The following is a 15,468-nucleotide window of genomic DNA, read 5'->3' as shown; positions in this document are numbered from 1 at the left end:
CAGATCACGCCCCGGCAGCCGAGGTTCGTTCGGGTGGATCTACAGGGGCCAGGTGCGCACGATGGTCCCGGCGGGGATGTCGGTTTCGGCGGCGGGAATGTCGATCAGCACATCGGCCCGGGCCATGGTCGCGATCAGATGTGAGCCCTGACCGGCCAAAGGCTGGACCCCCTCGGGCGTGCGCAGCCCGCGCAGCAGTTGGCGTTTACCGGCGGGGGAGTGCAGCGCCGCCAGCACCGGCAGCTCCGCCGCCACGATCGGCGGCAGGCCGCCGAGCTCACGCAGGATCGGGCGCGCGAACATGTCGAAGGACACCACGGTGCTCACCGGATTGCCCGGAAAATTGAGGATCGGGATGCCGTCGACCACGGTGATGCCCTGCGGCCCGCCGGGTTGCATTGCGACATGGCCGAATTCGCCGCCGAGTCCGCTCAGCACCTCCTTGACCACCTCGAAATCGCCCATCGACACACCGCCGGAGGTGAAGACCAGATCGGCCGCGGCGACCGCCTCGTCCAGGCGGCGGCGGAATTCGGCGTGATCGTCGGTGGAGTGCGCGATCGACACCACCTCCGCGCCGTTCTCGGTGAGCGCGGCGGCCAGCGCCAGCCCGTTCGAGTTGTAGATCTGCCCCGGCAGCAGTCGCAATCCGGCCTGCACCAGCTCATCGCCGGTGGTGATGACCGCGGCCCGCACCCGCCGGTAGACCGGCAGTTCGGGCAGTCCGACCGCGGCCAGCGCGGCGATATGGCGCGGCTTCAACAGCGTGCCCGCCGCCGCCAGTAATTGCCCGGTGCGCACGTCGGTTCCGGCCTCGCGCACGAAATCACCTGCGGCCCGGCTTCTTTCGATGATGACCGTATCGCCGTCGACGCGCGTGTGCTCGACCGGCACCACGCAGTCCGCGCCCGCCGGAATCGGCGCTCCCGTCATGACTTTCAGCGCACCACCCGCGGGCAGCGTTGTCGCGCCGGTGTTCCCGGCCGCCACCACACCCGCCAGCGGCAGCGTCACCGGCACGATCGCCACCGATTCCGCGCGCACCGCGTACCCGTCCATGGACGAATTCCGGAACACCGGCAGATCCAGGGGGGAGTACACATCGGTGCTCAAGCGCCGTCCGAGCGCGGCGGCCATCGGCACCGCTTCGGACTCGCGCGCGGCCAGCGGTCGCAGCAGATCCTCGATGCGTTGCCGGTGGTCGTCGACGGAACGAACCGGGGCCAGAGCATGCCGGGAACTCATGTCGGTGAGCCTATACGCGCACTCGATCCGGACAAGCCGGGTCGCCGATCCAGGCGGGGGCTTGCGCGGGCGGACATAATGGTCGAATGACCGTGGTCGCTATGGGGATGCCCGCCGTACGTACCGGGCAGCCTTCCCTCGATGGCCGCCCGGACACTCCACTGCTGTTGGATCGATACGGTCGCATCGGGCGTGACCTGCGGGTATCCATTACCGAGAAGTGTTCGCTGCGCTGTACGTACTGCATGCCGGAAGAGGGTTTACCGCCCATTCCGGCCGACGAGTTGCTCACCGCCGCCGAGATCGTGCGGCTGGTCACCCTCGCCGTGCGGGAGCTCGGCGTACACGAGGTGCGCTTCACCGGCGGCGAACCGCTCATGCGTCGTGACCTGGAGAAAATCATCGCGGGCTGCCGGGCCGAACTGCCCGGTACCCCGCTGGCCATGACCACCAACGGCGTCGGTCTGGAACATCGTGCGAGCAAACTCGCGGCAGCCGGACTGAATCGCATCAATGTCTCGCTGGACACCGTCGACCGCGAGGGTTTCGCCGCACTCACCCGCCGCGATCGACTGGATTCGGTGTTCGCCGGAATCCGCGCCGCCCGCCGGGCCGGGCTCACCCCGATCAAGGTCAATGCCGTGCTGATGCGGGAAACCCTCGCGGGTGCGGGCGATCTACTGCGCTGGTGCCTCGACGAGGGCTGCGATCTCCGCTTCATCGAGGAGATGCCCCTCGACGCCGATCACGAATGGGCGCGCGCGAATATGATCACCGCCGCCGAACTGCTCGAGGTGCTCGGCGCGCGTTTCACCCTGACCGAGACCGATCGCGACGATCCCTCGGCCCCGGCCGAGCGCTGGCTGGTGGACGGCGGTCCGGCGACGGTCGGCATCATCGCCTCGGTGACCCGCAGCTTCTGTTCGGACTGCGATCGCACCCGATTGACCGCGGACGGCCGCCTGCGCTCCTGCCTGTTCAGCGATCAGGAGTACGACATTCGCGCCGCGCTGCGCTCACACGCCTCGGACGCCGAGATCGCCACGCTGTGGCGCGGCGCCATGTGGAACAAGTCCGCGGGGCACGGTATCGACGCCGTCGGTTTCGTGCCGCCCACTCGAACGATGGGAGCCATCGGTGGTTGAGGTTCGCTATTTCGCCGCGATCGCGGATGCGGTCGGCAAACCGGGCGAACTGCTCGAATTGCCGTCCGGTGCGACCGTGGGCGATCTGCGCAGCACGCTGACGCAGACCTACGGACCGAAGCTCGAGCCGATGCTCAAGGTCTGCGCGTATCTCATCGACGATGAATTGACCCGGGACGCGACGACCGTGCTGTCTCCCCGCGTGGACGTGCTGCCGCCATTTGCCGGAGGCTGATTTCCGGACCGTCCGTCCGGTAACGATCCATTCGCCATCCCGATATTCGGACTGTCCAGTCCCTCTGATCGGGAGGTGTCGCGATGGCGCGACTGTTGCCCGCTCTACTCCTCGGCGCGTTCATCATCGCCGCCGTATCCCTGGCCACCGGCAGTTCGGTCACCTCACTGCATTGCGAACAAGCGAGAGTGGCGGTCGCACCCGCCGCACCGCACTGAATCCCCGAAAACGAAAGCGCCCGCCGCATTCTCGAATGCGGCGGGCGATGTTCGACAGAGCGCTACTTCCACCAGGTGTCGAGCGGGGTCACCGGGACCGCGCGCTTGTGGCGGGTATTCCGGAAGATCGACTCCAGGCGGTCGGCGACTTCGGGCTCGACATCCTTGCCCTCGAGATAGTCGTCGATCTGGGAGTACTTGAGGCCCAGGGCTTCCTCGTCCGGCAGCGCCGGGCGATCGTCCTCCAGATCGGCGGTCGGCACCTTCTGCCAGACGCTCGGCGGTGCGCCGAGTTCCTGCAGCAGGGCCGCGCCCTGCCGCTTGGTGAGTCCGGTCAACGGGGTGATGTCGACACCGCCGTCACCGTATTTGGTGAAGAAGCCGGTGACCGCTTCGGCCGCGTGATCGGTGCCCGCCACCAGCATGTTCAACTGTCCGGCGACCGCGTACTGCAGCACCATGCGCTCGCGCGCCTTGATATTGCCGCGCACGAAATCGCGCAGTCGGGTGGCGCCGCCGAGCAGTTCGTCGATGCCGTACGCGGCCTCTTCGGCGGCGGCGTCGGCGCTGGGCTTGACGTTCACGGTGACCGAGCGATCCGGCTTGATGAAGCGCAGCGCGATTTGCGCGTCCTTCTCATCGGCCTGCTTGCCGTACGGCAGTCGCACGGCGACGAAGCTGGCGTCGCGGCCTTCGGAACGGAGTTCCTCGGCGGCGAGCTGGCACAGGCGACCGGTCAGCGTGGAGTCCTGGCCGCCGCTGATACCTAGCACGAAACCCTTTGCGGGCGTGGAGCGCAGATAGTCCTTGAGGAAGTCGATGCGCCGCCGCACTTCGGTTTTCGGTTCGATGGCGGGCAGCACGCCGAGTTCGGCGATGATCGATTCGCGCAGGTCTCCCATACGTTCACTCTACTGCGCGGTGATCTTCACCGGCGGCCGGAACGACTCTCCGCACCAGCGCTTCCCAATTATCGCCGACCTGGGCGAGGGTGAAGCCGAGCTGCCGCGTCTGATGCAGTACCAGGCTCGCGTCCAAGGGGGCGAGCAGGGCGTCGGCGATCAGGGCGATCTCGCCCGGAATTCCGGCCTGGCGCAACAGGATCGACACGTGCGTCTTGGTGAGGTTGTAGGGCGGGCCGGCGTAGCGGTCCGGACTGCTGATGGTGGCGGCGCGCAGCACATCGCCCTCGATCTCGGTGAGGGTCAGGCGGGCGCGGCCGTATGCCACCAGGCGTTCCAGCGGCGGTGCGCCCGGTCCCAGTGGCGGCGGCCCGAACATGTACGCGGCCTGTAGGTTTCGATCGGATTCGTCGAGCAGCGCGTACATCAGTCCGGCGCGATTGCCGAAGCGGCGGAAGACCGTGCCCTTGCCGACCCCGGCCTGTTTGGCGACGGCGTCCATGGTGAGGGCGTCCGCGCCGTCGCGCCGGACCAGCTCTACGGCCGCGTCCAGCAACAGCTTTCGGTTGCGGGCGGCGTCCGCGCGTTCGGCGGGTTCGCTGTCCACGATCGACAGCGCGGGCCCGATGCCGAGCGGTTGGGCCAGGGGTACGGGCGTACCCGCGCCGGGGGGTTTGGCCGAGCTCACAGTGCACCTCAAATCGCCGGGATGAAAGTGGACCGTGGTCCGGTTAAATGCTACCGTAAGCGCCGCCCAGCGCCAGAGAGCATCAGGAGTTAATGCCATGACGATCAAGATTCTCGCCATTTCCGGTGGACTGCGCGCCGCCTCCACCAATACCGCGCTGCTGCGCGCGGCGCGGCAACTCGCCCCGGAGGGCGTCGAGATCGAGATCTACGACGGCATTCGGGACCTGCCCTACTTCGATGAGGATCTCGAGGGTGACGTGCCCGCCGCGGTCGTCGAGCTGCGCGAGCGGATTCGCGACGCGGACGGCGTGCTGATCGCCAGCCCCGAATACAACTACAGCATTCCGGGCGCGCTGAAGAACCTGCTGGACTGGGCTTCTCGCCCGTACGGTCAGTCCTTCCTGACCGATAAGCCGGTCGCCATCATGGGCGCCTCGGGTTCGCAGTTCGGCACCGTGCGCGCCCAGAACCACCTGCGCGATGTCTTCCACTGGCTGGATTCGCAGGTCGTCACCAAGCCCGAGGTACATGTCGGGGCGAACTACACCCGCTTCGACGATCAGGGCAATCTCACCGATGAGACCAGCCGGAGCCTGGTCGCCGGGCTGATCGAGGCGCTGGTGGCGCAGATCCGCAAGGCGCAGCGGGTCGGCGCTGCCGCCTGATCCGCTTTTAATTCCAGTGAGGCCAAGGCTTTTCAGCCTTGGCCTCACTCATTAGCGTCCGAATCAAGGTGCGCAGGAGTTTTGCCTCGAGGGGTGTCGCAGGTCATAGCTGCTCTGCCGCCGCCCCGGAATGAAAACGGACCATAGTCCGGTTAGTTCAGAGTACGAATACCGCCACTGGATACAGACCGCAGGAGTGATCACCATGTCGCAGACCCGCATCCTCGCCCTCGTCGGCAGCCTCCGCGCCGCCTCGATCAATCGCCGCCTCGCCGAGGCCGCCGCGCAGACCGCGGCCGGTGATGTCGAGATCACCATCTACGAGGGTCTGGGCGATATCCCCTTCTACAACGAGGATCTCGATGTGCAGGGCCAGGTTCCGGCCACCGCCGCGGCGCTGCGCGAGGCCGTCGGCGCGGCCGACGCGGTACTGCTCGTGACCCCCGAATACAACGGCACGCTGCCCGCGGTGCTCAAGAACGCCATCGACTGGGCGTCCCGGCCGTACGGCGCGGGTGCGCTCAAGGCCAAGCCGTCGGCCGTGATCAGCGCGTCGATCAGCTCGAACGCGGCCAAGTGGTCGCATGACGACGCGGTCAAGTCGCTCGGCGTGGCGGGTTCGAAGGTGGTCGAGGAGGCGTCGCTGAACTTCGGCACCATCGGCCAGCGCTTCGGTGAGACGCATCCGGCCGACGATGCCGAGGCGCTCACCCAGCTGGCCGCCACGGTGCGCCTGCTCGCGGAGACCGCGCAGGCCAAAGTCAACGTCTGAGCAACTATCGGGTGACTCCAGCGGTATCCGCTGAATCCAGTGTGAGGCCACGGCTTTTCAGCCGTGGCCTGCCGCATTTCCGGGGTGCTCCGGGATACCTTCAACTGATGAAGCAACCGAGTGGCAACTCATCGTGGAGTCGCTGCCTGCTGACCGCCGCGCTGGCCGTCTCCGCCACCGCCGCCGTGGTCACCGCGAGCGATGCCGCCGCCGAAGCCAATGTCCGCCTCTATCTCGGCAATTGGGCCGGATACGTGGTGAAGGGTGATTTCCGGGAGGTCAGCGCCACCTGGACGCAACCCGAGATCTCCTGCACCAATGAGGGCACGCTGCAACGGATCGTGCCCTGGGTCGGGTTGAACGGCGCGAACGATCTGAACGGTCAGGTGGCGCTGCCGCTCATGCAGACCGGAGTGGAATCGCTGTGCGCCAGCGATGCCGCCTTCTACGCGGCGCTGCCCGGATTGCAGTTCGAAAATCTCGCCGCGGACCTGTCCTATACCGATCCCCGGCTCTCGGGTCTGATCATGCACGCCGGTGACAAGGTCTCCAACGCGCTCAGCGGTGCGATGGACGGTGTGTGCGCGACGGGCATGCTGAGCGGAATGTGCACGCCCGAAAAGGATGTCGACGGGTGGTGGGAGGCGTACCCGGCCGCGCCGGTGAGCTATGACGATGTCGAGGTGCGGCCCGGTGATGTCATGCGCTCGACCGTCGGCTGGGACGGGCACAACTATGTGATGACGCTGGAGAACCGCACCGGCAATTGGACGCGCACCACGACGCGGCCGTCCGACGCGCCGGCGCGCACCGCCGAGATCGTGATCGAGGGGCATCTCGATGCCGCGCTGCCGGGATTCGCGCCGATCACCTTCAGCGATATCCGGATCGACGGCAAACCGCTCTCGGCCTATGACGCCCAGACCTACGGCATCGCCGCGACGAATCGGTTGCTCGCGCCCGGTCCGGTGGACGGTTCCAGCTTCACCATCGGCTGACGGGGCGTGACACGCCGGGGCGGTGCGGATTTTCGTCTCGATATGGCATCGCCGGAGGTCGTGGCGGATCCGGATAACCCCACCTCGCGCGTGGCGCGTGGGACACGCGGGAAACGTGTTGATCAGGGTGAATGGTGTGTTTGCCGGAAGTGTGCTGGATGCCGAAATTGTGATCTGCGCCTCAGTCGTGGCGGGTTGCGAATCGAGCGTCCTGGCACTTCGTTCATCCGAATTTCACCTTTGTGGTTCGCAACATGTCGTGTTGGATGAATCTGTCGGCCACTAGGTGTAGTGTCTTGGGAGCTGGAAGGGCACGCGGCGAGACCCTCGAAGGGAGCCGCGCGACCAGGGACTTCGGTCTCGCGTCCAGGGGTTTGCGCACTTACTACATGGTTCTTGTTTTCAGCCGTGCACTGCATCGGATCTAAGGCAAGGAGAAGGGGAGATACCAATGACCATCACCGTTTACACCAAGCCCGCTTGTGTGCAGTGCAACGCAACGTACCGTGCCCTCGACAAGGCCGGTGTCGCGTATGACGTCATCGACATCTCCGAGAGCCCCGAGGCCCGCGATTACGTGATGGCGCTGGGGTACCTGCAGGCTCCCGTCGTGGTGGCCGGTGACGATCACTGGTCCGGCTTCCGCCCGGATCGCATCAAGGCGCTCGCCGAGGCTGTCGCCGTCGCCTAGTTAGGTGGCTGAATTGCCCACGCGGACAACGAATCTGGTCTACTTCTCCAGCGCGTCGGAGAATACGCACCGCTTCGTGGAACGGCTGGGCATTCCCGCCGTCCGCATACCGCTTCATACCGCCGACTCGCTGCGAGTCGACGAACCCTACGTGCTGATCGTCCCCACCTACGGTGGCGGTCGGCACGTTCTGGGTGGTGCGCGGCCCGATAAGGAATTCGTCCCCCGGCAGGTGGCCAAATTCCTCAACGATCCGCACAACCGCGCGCTGCTGCGCGGCGTCATCGCGGCCGGCAATACGAACTTCGGCGATACGTACTGCTTTGCGGGCGAAGTGATTTCGCGCAAAACCGGAGTGCCGTACCTGTATCGCTTCGAACTCATGGGAACTGCTGAGGACGTCGAGCGCGTCCGAGAGGGATTGGAATCGTTTTGGCAACGACAACCGCACCGGTCGGAAAGAATGCCCGCGTAGAACGCCCCGTCAGCGGTGAATCCACCGCGGGGCTGGACTACCACGCGCTCAACGCGATGCTGAACCTGTACGGCCCCAATGGCGAGATCCAGTTCGACAAGGACCGCGAGGCCGCGCACCAGTACTTCCTGCAGCACGTCAACCAGAACACGGTCTTCTTCCACAACCTGCGCGAGAAGCTCGACTACCTGGTCAAAGAGAATTACTACGAGACCGAGGTGCTCGACCAGTACAGCTTCGACTTCACCAAGAAGCTGTTCAAGCAGGCGTACGGCAAGAAGTTCCGCTTCCCGACCTTCCTCGGCGCGTTCAAGTACTACACCAGCTACACCCTCAAGACCTTCGACGGTAAGCGCTACCTGGAGCGGTTCGAGGATCGCGTCTGCCTGGTCGCGATGACCCTGGCCGCCGGTGACGAAACCCTCGCGCAGGAATTGGTCGAGGAGATCATGGACGGGCGTTTCCAGCCCGCCACCCCGACCTTCCTGAATTCGGGCAAGAAGCAGCGCGGTGAGCCGGTGTCCTGCTTCCTGCTGCGCATCGAGGACAATATGGAGTCCATCGGGCGCTCCATCAACTCCGCGTTGCAGCTGTCCAAGCGCGGCGGCGGTGTCGCCCTGCTGCTGAGCAATATTCGTGAGACCGGCGCGCCGATCAAGAAGATCGAGAACCAGTCCTCGGGCGTCATTCCGATCATGAAGCTGCTGGAGGATTCGTTCTCCTACGCGAATCAGCTGGGCGCGCGTCAGGGCGCGGGCGCGGTGTACCTGCAGGCGCACCACCCCGATATCTACCGCTTCCTCGATACCAAGCGCGAGAACGCGGATGAGAAGATCCGCATCAAGACGCTGTCCCTCGGCGTGGTCATCCCGGACATCACGTTCGAGCTGGCGAAGAAGAACGAGGACATGTACCTGTTCTCGCCGTACGACGTGGAGCGCATCTACGGCGTGCCGTTCGCCGATATCAATATCACCGAGAAGTACTACGAGATGGTCGACGACAAGCGAATTCGCAAGTCCAAGATCAAGGCTCGCGAGTTCTTCCAGACCATCGCCGAGCTGCAGTTCGAGTCGGGCTACCCGTACATCATGTACGAGGACACCGTGAACCGGGCGAACCCCATCAAGGGCAAGATCACCCACTCCAACCTGTGCTCGGAGATCCTGCAGGTCTCCACCCCGTCGCTGTACAACGATGATCTGTCCTATTCCAAAGTGGGCAAGGACATCTCGTGCAACCTGGGTTCGCTGAACATCGCCAAGACGATGGATTCGCCGGATCTGGCCAAGACGGTGGAGACCTCGATCCGCGCGCTCACCGCGGTGTCGGATCAGACCCATATCAACTCGGTGCCCTCGATCGAGCAGGGCAACAACGAGTCTCACGCCATCGGCCTGGGTCAGATGAACCTGCACGGTTACCTCGCTCGTGAGCGCGTCTACTACGGCTCCGACGAGGGCATCGACTTCACGAACATCTACTTCTACACGATCGCCTACCACGCGGTGCGCGCCTCGAACCTGATCGCCAAGGAGCGCGGCCGGGCGTTCGGCGGCTTCCCGGAGTCCAAGTACGCCAGCGGTGAGTACTTCGACAAGTACACCGATCAGCTGTGGGAGCCCAAGACCGATCGTGTCCGCGAGATCTTCGCCGAGGCGGGCGTGCACATCCCCACCCAGGACGATTGGCGCGAGCTCAAGGCCTCGGTCATGGAGCACGGCATCTACAACCAGAACCTGCAGGCCGTCCCGCCGACCGGTTCCATCTCGTACATCAACCACTCCACCAGCTCGATCCACCCGATCGCCTCGAAGATCGAGATCCGCAAGGAAGGCAAGATCGGCCGCGTCTACTACCCGGCCCCTTACCTGACCAACGAGAACCTGGATTACTTCCAGGACGCGTACGACATCGGCTACGAAAAGGTCATCGACACCTACGCCGCCGCCACCCAGCATGTGGATCAGGGTCTGTCGCTGACCCTGTTCTTCAAGGACAGCGCCACCACCCGCGATGTGAACCGCGCGCAGATCTACGCGTGGCGCAAGGGCATCAAAACCCTCTACTACATCCGCATCCGCCAAATGGCTTTGGAGGGAACCGAAGTAGAGGGCTGCGTGAGCTGCATGCTCTGAGGTCACAACCGCACTTACAAAACGAATAGGACGCCCCCGGTGAAAACCGGGGGCGTCCTTTTTCGTCGTGGATCGTCCCGGCCTTCGAACGAAGCCATTGTGAGGTCTCCAGAACCTGCGCCGGACGCTTTCGACGGGGTGTGGCGATGATTACGCTCGCCTGTGTCACGGCATCGGAATCAGATGCGCGGCCGATCCCGTGATCGGAAATCGCACCGGGACAAGTGTTTTGGAGGTGAGGACGGGTCCTTCTCCTGCCCCCGTGAAAGAGGGACCGCTGAATAGATCTACATCGGAACTCCGGCGCGGCGTAGCCGCGGCAATACCGGGTACCCACCCGCCGAGCAGCACACCTCGCAGCCGCTCGGCGGGTTTCCGCAAATCAACTCCAGATCCGGTTCGGTATGCGAGGGCCGCTGTGAGGAGAGCCCCCGTGGTGCGGGAATCGAACGGAACAACCGAGAAGCGGATGCCGACGGGTGCGCTGCTGCGCCGTGCGGGAGTGGGGGTGGCGGTGGCGCTGGCTTTGGCCGCGGGGCTGCCCGCGGGCGGTGTCGACGGCTCATCGGCGCCGATCGCGCTGCGGTCGAACGTTATTCGGGTCGAGCCCATCGGACCGCATTGGGAGCGGGTGTTCGTCGCTTCCGCGGCCATGGACCGGGCGGTGGCGGTGGATGTGTTGCGCGGCACCGGAACCGGTCCGCGATCCACCCTCTACCTGCTCGATGGTGTTGACGCCGAACAGGTTTCGGATTGGCTCACCAAGGGCGGGGCGGCCGATTTCTTCGCCGACAAGCCGGTCGATGTGGTGCTGCCGTCGGGCGGCACCGGCAGTATGTACAGCGATTGGCAGCGGCCGGACGCGGTGCTGGGCTGGAATCGCTGGGAAACCTTTCTGACCGGGGAATTGCCCGGTGTCATCGAGCCGTATCTGAATTCCAACGGCCGGCGCGCCATCGCGGGCGTATCGATGGGTGCGCAGGGCGCGATGATGCTCGCGCATCGGCATCCCGGTTTCTATCGGGCCGTCGCGGGAATGAGCGGTTGCTATTCCACGATGGACAGCGCGGGTTCGGCGGCCACCACGCTGACGGTGGCCTCGCGCGGTGGAAATGTGGTCAATCTGTGGGGCCCGCCCGGAAGTAAGGAATGGCGTACGCATGACAGCACCCTGGGTGCGGAAGCCCTGCGCGGCATGGTTATTCACCTATCGGCCAATACCGGAATCCCGACCGTCCCGGATATGACCGACCTGATGCGCGCACCGGATCCGGTGAAGGCGTTGCAGGAGGCGGGCGGTGGTGTGGTGCTGGAGGCGGGCGCGCGGCTGTGCACCGAACTGTTCGCGAAGCATCTGAGCGACTTGGGAATTCCCGCCACCGTGCATTTCGAGGACACCGGAATTCACGGTTGGGCCGACTTCTCGGCCGAACTCGGCCCGGCCTGGGAGACGCTGGCGACCGCGCTAGTGCCGCAGGCCGTTCCGCGGTAGCCGGCGCAGACCGGGCCGAATGCGGCCGTCGACGGTGACGATGAGTCCGGCCCGCACCGCGGCGGCGGCGAAGGCGGCGGCCTCGGGCCAGGTGGCCGCGTATTCCATGGCCAGCTCCGCACCGTCGTCGGGTCCGCCGAGGTAGACGGTGACCCGGTGGGTGAGGGCTTCGCCGGAGCTGTCGTATACGGGCCTGCCTGCGGTGATGCTGGTGCTCTCGGTGGTGCTGGTCATCTCGGGCTCCCCATCGAATTGTTCCTGTTACCGACCGTAACTGGAACCTGTTGCATGGGAGGCGATTCCGCCGGGTGCTTGGAAGGTTCACAAGCCCGTCGCGACTCTTCTTGTCATTTGTCGGAACTGGAATGGCCGGTGCTCACAACAACTTTCGAGTGGCGTTGTGATCTTTCGGAAGGTTTTCCGCAGCTCTCCCACACCCATGCGCATTCGCTCTAGGCTGCGCGGGGAGATCCTGCGTTCAGCCGGAGAGAGGAAAAGACCCGGATGAGGATTCGAACCCATTACCGACATCGACTACGACTGGCGGCGCTGATCGCGGTGGGGTGCGCCGTCGCCCCGGCGGTGGCCGCCGCCGGACCGGTCTACCCGATCGCGGACCCGGACCCGTTCTACGCCGCTCCCGCCGATATCGGCAACCACCAGCCGGGCGATGTGCTCGCCGTACGCGCCATGCCCGCGCTGCCGCAATTCCCCAACACCGATGTCACCCTGGTGGAGTTCCGTTCCACCGGTTCCGAGGGTGATCCCATCGCGGCCACCACCACCGTGCTGTCCCCGCGCAATCGCGCCGCGGACGCGCCGATGCTGTCATTGCAGCAGATCATCAACGGTCTCGGTGCGCAGTGCGCGGTCTCACGCGTGCTCTACACCAGCGACCCGAACCTGATGATGCGCGAGGCCCCCGCGTGGAATGTGGTGCTGCAGCGCGGCTGGAGCATCGCGCTGCCCGATCACCTCGGGCCCCATTTCGCCTACGGCGCGGCCAAACTCGGCGGCCAGATCACCCTGGACGGCATTCGCGCGGCGCAGCGCGTACCGGAGTTGAAGGTGCAGCACAGCCCCGTCGCCATGGCGGGTTATTCGGGCGGCGGTATGGCGACCGCGTGGGCGGCGGCGCTGGCCCAGTCCTATGCCCCCGAATTGCATATCGCCGGTGCGGCCATGGGCGGCGTGCCGATGAATCTGGTGACCATGCTGGAGGCCATGGGGCTGAACCGGCATCCGGTGTTCGGCCTGGCGATGGCGGCGGGTCTGGGCCTGGAGCGCGAGTACCCGGATCGATTCCCGCTCAGCGCCCAGCTCAATGATCGCGGCCTGGCCATTCGGGACAAGCTCGCGAACAGCTGCACCAACGATATTCTCACCGCGGGGGCGGGTGTGGGCGCCATGGATGTCGCCAAGACCACCATCATGACCGAGGATCCGACCGCGCGCGGCGTGGTGGAGGAGAACAGCCTCCAGTTGTACTCGGGTGTGCCGAATATGCCGGTGTTCGAATGGCATTCACCGATCGACGGATTGATCCCGATCGACGCGGTGGTGGACACCATTCACCGCTATTGCGCGTCGGGGGTGAAGGTCTGGTCCGAACAGGTGCCGGTGCCCGATCATCTGACCGCGGCGGTGCTCGGCCTGCCGGCGGCGGTGTCCTGGCTCGAGGCCAGGCTCACCGATAAGCCGGTGGTCAGCAACTGCGCGTGATTCACCCCGCCTGATATGTACGGGCGACCAGCGCGGACCGCAGGTACCACAGACCTGCGGCCTGCGTCGGGTCGAAGCCCGTCAGCTGCCCGATCCGCTTGAGCCGGTAGTCCACGGTATTGGTGTGCACGTGCAGGATTCGCGCCGTGCGCTGGCGATTGAGGTTATTGCTGATGTGCGTGCGCAGCGTCTCGAGCAGTTCCGGATGCAGGTCCAGTGGATCCAGCAGGGAACCCAGGTGATCGCGTCCGGGACCGGGCCGGGTGAGCTGATACTCCAGCGCGAGTTCGTCGAAGCGGAACAGTCCGCGCGTCAGCCGCAGCCGGTGCACGATGTCGAGCAGTTCGTGCGCCTGATCGGCGGCATCCGGAATCCCTTGCGGCGTAGCGGAAATCATGGTCGCCGCGATCGGTACCCGGGCCGCCCGCGATAGTCGTTCGATGAGTTCGTCGAGTTGATCGTCGGCCAGTGCGTCACCGGGCACCAGGATGGTGCCGCCGTCCACGCTCAGCAGCGACAGCACCTTGGCGGCGTAGCCGTGCGCGAGTTCGGCCTGTAGTCGCCGCAGTTTGCGCCGCGCCACCACCGCGCCCTCGACGGTCGGCGAATGCTCTTCCGGATGTTCCGGAATCGACACCGCCAGCACGTAATACGATTCCGCGATCTCGATACCGCATTCGCGCGCCATGGTCGAGGTGCTGTGCCCGCCGAGCAGTGCCGAGGTGAGGGTGTGCACCGCGGTGTGGTGTTCGCTGACCACCGAGCGCAGTTCCCGCACATAGGCGAGTGAGACCGCGCAGGTCATCCGGTCCAGCAGTTCCACCACCATGGCGGCGCCGCCGATGATGCTCTCCATATCCCCGGCCGCGACCACCAGTTCGACGTCGCCGTCCGGACTGTCCTGTCGCATATGCCGGGACATGGCATTGGCGATCACCAGATCCGAGCCGATCTTGAAACCCTCGTGGATGGCGTGGTGGATGGTGTCGATGGGGATGCCCTCGCGGGCCCACTGCGCGGCGGCCTCCTCGAGCCGTTTGGTCTTCTCCGGCAGGTCCTTCCCGTCCAGCATGCCCACGGCCAGTTCCAGGCACATGCGGGTGATGGCGGTGACGTCACCGTGAATGGCGTCGCCGGGCAGGGTGCCGCAGGGTGCGACGGTCTCCACGAAGTGCCCGACCATATGCCGCGCCAGCGGACCGACGTCCTGCAGTGGCGAGGACATCGGGGTTCCGGAGATGATCAGCCCGGCGCGGGCCGGAATCTCGACGGCCATAGCGCTCCTTCCACTACCGGGGGCTAACCCTCCGGTAACGAAACGCTAACGTATGACGGCCCGTAGAGGGGGAAGTTGGCCGCGAGCTGTGATCCGCCGCAATGTCACGTCGGCGATTCGGTGACATCTCACAAAACCCGACCGTCCAGCCGATCCAGATGCGCCGTCGCGTTGTAATAGACCGGTGTGAGTCCCGCGCCGTCGCGTTCCCAGCGGCTGACGGACCCGTTGCGGATCTGATTCCGTTCGATCCCGAGAATGGCCTGCTCGTCCAGCCCCTCGAGGATGTACCGGGTCATCACCACCACGATATCGTGCGCGAAGACCAGCACGTGCCCGCTCAATTCGGGCAGCAGGGTGCGCAGCCGCAATGCCACATCGGTCCAGGACTCCCCGCCCGGCGGCCGATAGTAGAAGCGCCCCAACCGTTCCCGTCGCAGTCGCTCATCCGGATAGCGCCGATTCCAGCCCCGATCGGTGAGCCCCTGTAGCGTCCCGATATCCCGGTCCCGCAGCCGCTCATCGACCCGGACCGGTGCCGAATCGATGGATTCCAGTGCGAGGGAGGCGGTTTCGCGCGCCCGCAGATACGGTGAGCACAGCACCGTCCACCGGCGTCCGGACTGTCCGGCCAGCCAGGTGCCGACCGCCGTCGCCTGCCGCCGCCCGAGATCGGTCAGCGGCACATCGGGATCCCTTGTGCCGTCCCCGAATTCCTCGGCGTCGGTATGCGCCAGTCGCGCGGCGGCCGCATTGCTCGCGCTCTCACCGTGCCGGACCATCGTGAGCGATTGCAGAGTCATG

The 15,468-nt window shown here is 65.5% G+C and carries 17 protein-coding genes; 11 read left to right on the top strand and 6 right to left on the bottom strand.

Going from position 1 to position 15,468, the window contains the following annotated elements; translation table 11 throughout:
• Positions 1 to 39 precede the first annotated feature (39 nt).
• On the bottom strand, positions 40 to 1,245 hold the full coding sequence (gene glp, locus ACFVUS_RS14055) for a gephyrin-like molybdotransferase Glp (RefSeq protein WP_387764945.1): 1,206 nt from the start codon (positions 1,243 to 1,245) through the stop codon (positions 40 to 42).
• Between the two features lie 86 nt (positions 1,246 to 1,331).
• On the opposite strand from glp, the gene moaA reads away from it, so the two are divergent.
• The 3 genes from moaA to ACFVUS_RS14040 all read left to right on the top strand — a co-directional run bounded on the left by moaA (position 1,332) and on the right by ACFVUS_RS14040 (position 2,843).
• Positions 1,332 to 2,390, top strand: coding sequence for a GTP 3',8-cyclase MoaA (moaA, locus tag ACFVUS_RS14050; RefSeq protein ID WP_387764943.1), 1,059 nt, complete (start codon positions 1,332 to 1,334; stop codon positions 2,388 to 2,390).
• Positions 2,383 to 2,625 (top strand): MoaD/ThiS family protein, encoded by a 243-nt coding sequence (locus tag ACFVUS_RS14045; RefSeq protein WP_387764941.1) that lies wholly within the window; start codon positions 2,383 to 2,385, stop codon positions 2,623 to 2,625. Before moaA ends, ACFVUS_RS14045 begins: the two co-directional genes overlap by 8 nt.
• An 83-nt stretch (positions 2,626 to 2,708) precedes the next feature.
• Positions 2,709 to 2,843 (top strand): hypothetical protein, encoded by a 135-nt coding sequence (locus tag ACFVUS_RS14040; RefSeq protein WP_387764939.1) that lies wholly within the window; start codon positions 2,709 to 2,711, stop codon positions 2,841 to 2,843.
• 62 nt (positions 2,844 to 2,905) lie between these two features.
• On the opposite strand, the gene nadE is transcribed toward ACFVUS_RS14040, so the two are convergent.
• Complete coding sequence (nadE, locus tag ACFVUS_RS14035; RefSeq protein WP_387764937.1) at positions 2,906 to 3,745, bottom strand: ammonia-dependent NAD(+) synthetase; 840 nt, start codon at positions 3,743 to 3,745, stop codon at positions 2,906 to 2,908.
• A 4-nt stretch (positions 3,746 to 3,749) separates the two neighbouring features.
• Positions 3,750 to 4,373, bottom strand: a complete 624-nt coding sequence (locus ACFVUS_RS14030) for a TetR/AcrR family transcriptional regulator (RefSeq protein ID WP_387765574.1) — start codon at positions 4,371 to 4,373, stop codon at positions 3,750 to 3,752.
• A gap of 157 nt (positions 4,374 to 4,530) precedes the next feature.
• Between ACFVUS_RS14030 and ACFVUS_RS14025 the strand changes: the two genes are divergently transcribed.
• From ACFVUS_RS14025 to ACFVUS_RS13995, 7 genes are all read left to right on the top strand, one after another.
• Positions 4,531 to 5,100 (top strand): NADPH-dependent FMN reductase, encoded by a 570-nt coding sequence (locus ACFVUS_RS14025; protein ID WP_387764935.1) that lies wholly within the window; start codon positions 4,531 to 4,533, stop codon positions 5,098 to 5,100.
• 205 nt (positions 5,101 to 5,305) lie between these two features.
• Positions 5,306 to 5,872: an NAD(P)H-dependent oxidoreductase gene (locus ACFVUS_RS14020; protein WP_387764933.1), complete on the top strand. Its 567-nt coding sequence runs from the start codon at positions 5,306 to 5,308 to the stop codon at positions 5,870 to 5,872.
• Positions 5,873 to 5,979: 107 nt separating this feature from the next.
• Complete coding sequence (locus tag ACFVUS_RS14015) at positions 5,980 to 6,870, top strand: G1 family glutamic endopeptidase (RefSeq protein WP_387764931.1); 891 nt, start codon at positions 5,980 to 5,982, stop codon at positions 6,868 to 6,870.
• 451 nt (positions 6,871 to 7,321) lie between these two features.
• Complete coding sequence (locus ACFVUS_RS14010; protein ID WP_387764929.1) at positions 7,322 to 7,561, top strand: redoxin NrdH; 240 nt, start codon at positions 7,322 to 7,324, stop codon at positions 7,559 to 7,561.
• Between the two features lie 4 nt (positions 7,562 to 7,565).
• Complete coding sequence (nrdI, locus tag ACFVUS_RS14005) at positions 7,566 to 8,036, top strand: class Ib ribonucleoside-diphosphate reductase assembly flavoprotein NrdI (RefSeq protein ID WP_387764927.1); 471 nt, start codon at positions 7,566 to 7,568, stop codon at positions 8,034 to 8,036.
• 32 nt (positions 8,037 to 8,068) lie between these two features.
• Positions 8,069 to 10,174: a class 1b ribonucleoside-diphosphate reductase subunit alpha gene (gene nrdE / locus ACFVUS_RS14000; protein WP_387765571.1), complete on the top strand. Its 2,106-nt coding sequence runs from the start codon at positions 8,069 to 8,071 to the stop codon at positions 10,172 to 10,174.
• Positions 10,175 to 10,607: 433 nt separating this feature from the next.
• Positions 10,608 to 11,666: an alpha/beta hydrolase gene (locus tag ACFVUS_RS13995; RefSeq protein ID WP_387764925.1), complete on the top strand. Its 1,059-nt coding sequence runs from the start codon at positions 10,608 to 10,610 to the stop codon at positions 11,664 to 11,666.
• Here the strand turns inward: ACFVUS_RS13995 and ACFVUS_RS13990 are convergent.
• On the bottom strand, positions 11,640 to 11,900 hold the full coding sequence (locus ACFVUS_RS13990; RefSeq protein WP_375955049.1) for a hypothetical protein: 261 nt from the start codon (positions 11,898 to 11,900) through the stop codon (positions 11,640 to 11,642). The genes ACFVUS_RS13995 and ACFVUS_RS13990 overlap by 27 nt on opposite strands.
• 270 nt (positions 11,901 to 12,170) lie before the next feature.
• On the opposite strand from ACFVUS_RS13990, the gene ACFVUS_RS13985 reads away from it, so the two are divergent.
• Positions 12,171 to 13,388, top strand: coding sequence for a lipase family protein (locus ACFVUS_RS13985; protein WP_387764922.1), 1,218 nt, complete (start codon positions 12,171 to 12,173; stop codon positions 13,386 to 13,388).
• Between the two features lies 1 nt (position 13,389).
• On the opposite strand, the gene ACFVUS_RS13980 is transcribed toward ACFVUS_RS13985, so the two are convergent.
• Positions 13,390 to 14,664: a PucR family transcriptional regulator gene (locus ACFVUS_RS13980; RefSeq protein ID WP_375955046.1), complete on the bottom strand. Its 1,275-nt coding sequence runs from the start codon at positions 14,662 to 14,664 to the stop codon at positions 13,390 to 13,392.
• A gap of 128 nt (positions 14,665 to 14,792) precedes the next feature.
• Positions 14,793 to 15,467, bottom strand: a complete 675-nt coding sequence (locus ACFVUS_RS13975) for a histidine phosphatase family protein (protein WP_387764920.1) — start codon at positions 15,465 to 15,467, stop codon at positions 14,793 to 14,795.
• Position 15,468: the final 1 nt, after the last annotated feature.

Origin of the sequence: Nocardia sp. NPDC058058 (genome assembly GCF_042885355.1) — a bacterium.
GTDB lineage: Bacteria > Actinomycetota > Actinomycetes > Mycobacteriales > Mycobacteriaceae > Nocardia.
The sequence above is the reverse complement of the archived record's forward strand: the minus strand, read 5'-3'. Positions and strand labels throughout refer to the sequence as shown.

What these genes read in the sequence shown, in the direction of transcription:
- glp (WP_387764945.1), bottom strand. Translation starts at nt 1,245, where the DNA reads ATGAGTTCCCGGCATGCTCTGGCCCCGGTTCGTTCCGTCGACGACCAC.
- moaA (WP_387764943.1), top strand. Translation starts at nt 1,332, where the DNA reads ATGACCGTGGTCGCTATGGGGATGCCCGCCGTACGTACCGGGCAGCCT.
- ACFVUS_RS14040 (WP_387764939.1), top strand. Translation starts at nt 2,709, where the DNA reads ATGGCGCGACTGTTGCCCGCTCTACTCCTCGGCGCGTTCATCATCGCC.
- nadE (WP_387764937.1), bottom strand. Translation starts at nt 3,745, where the DNA reads ATGGGAGACCTGCGCGAATCGATCATCGCCGAACTCGGCGTGCTGCCC.
- ACFVUS_RS14025 (WP_387764935.1), top strand. Translation starts at nt 4,531, where the DNA reads ATGACGATCAAGATTCTCGCCATTTCCGGTGGACTGCGCGCCGCCTCC.
- ACFVUS_RS14020 (WP_387764933.1), top strand. Translation starts at nt 5,306, where the DNA reads ATGTCGCAGACCCGCATCCTCGCCCTCGTCGGCAGCCTCCGCGCCGCC.
- ACFVUS_RS14015 (WP_387764931.1), top strand. Translation starts at nt 5,980, where the DNA reads ATGAAGCAACCGAGTGGCAACTCATCGTGGAGTCGCTGCCTGCTGACC.
- ACFVUS_RS14010 (WP_387764929.1), top strand. Translation starts at nt 7,322, where the DNA reads ATGACCATCACCGTTTACACCAAGCCCGCTTGTGTGCAGTGCAACGCA.
- ACFVUS_RS13990 (WP_375955049.1), bottom strand. Translation starts at nt 11,900, where the DNA reads ATGACCAGCACCACCGAGAGCACCAGCATCACCGCAGGCAGGCCCGTA.
- ACFVUS_RS13985 (WP_387764922.1), top strand. Translation starts at nt 12,171, where the DNA reads ATGAGGATTCGAACCCATTACCGACATCGACTACGACTGGCGGCGCTG.
- ACFVUS_RS13980 (WP_375955046.1), bottom strand. Translation starts at nt 14,664, where the DNA reads ATGGCCGTCGAGATTCCGGCCCGCGCCGGGCTGATCATCTCCGGAACC.
- ACFVUS_RS13975 (WP_387764920.1), bottom strand. Translation starts at nt 15,467, where the DNA reads ATGACTCTGCAATCGCTCACGATGGTCCGGCACGGTGAGAGCGCGAGC.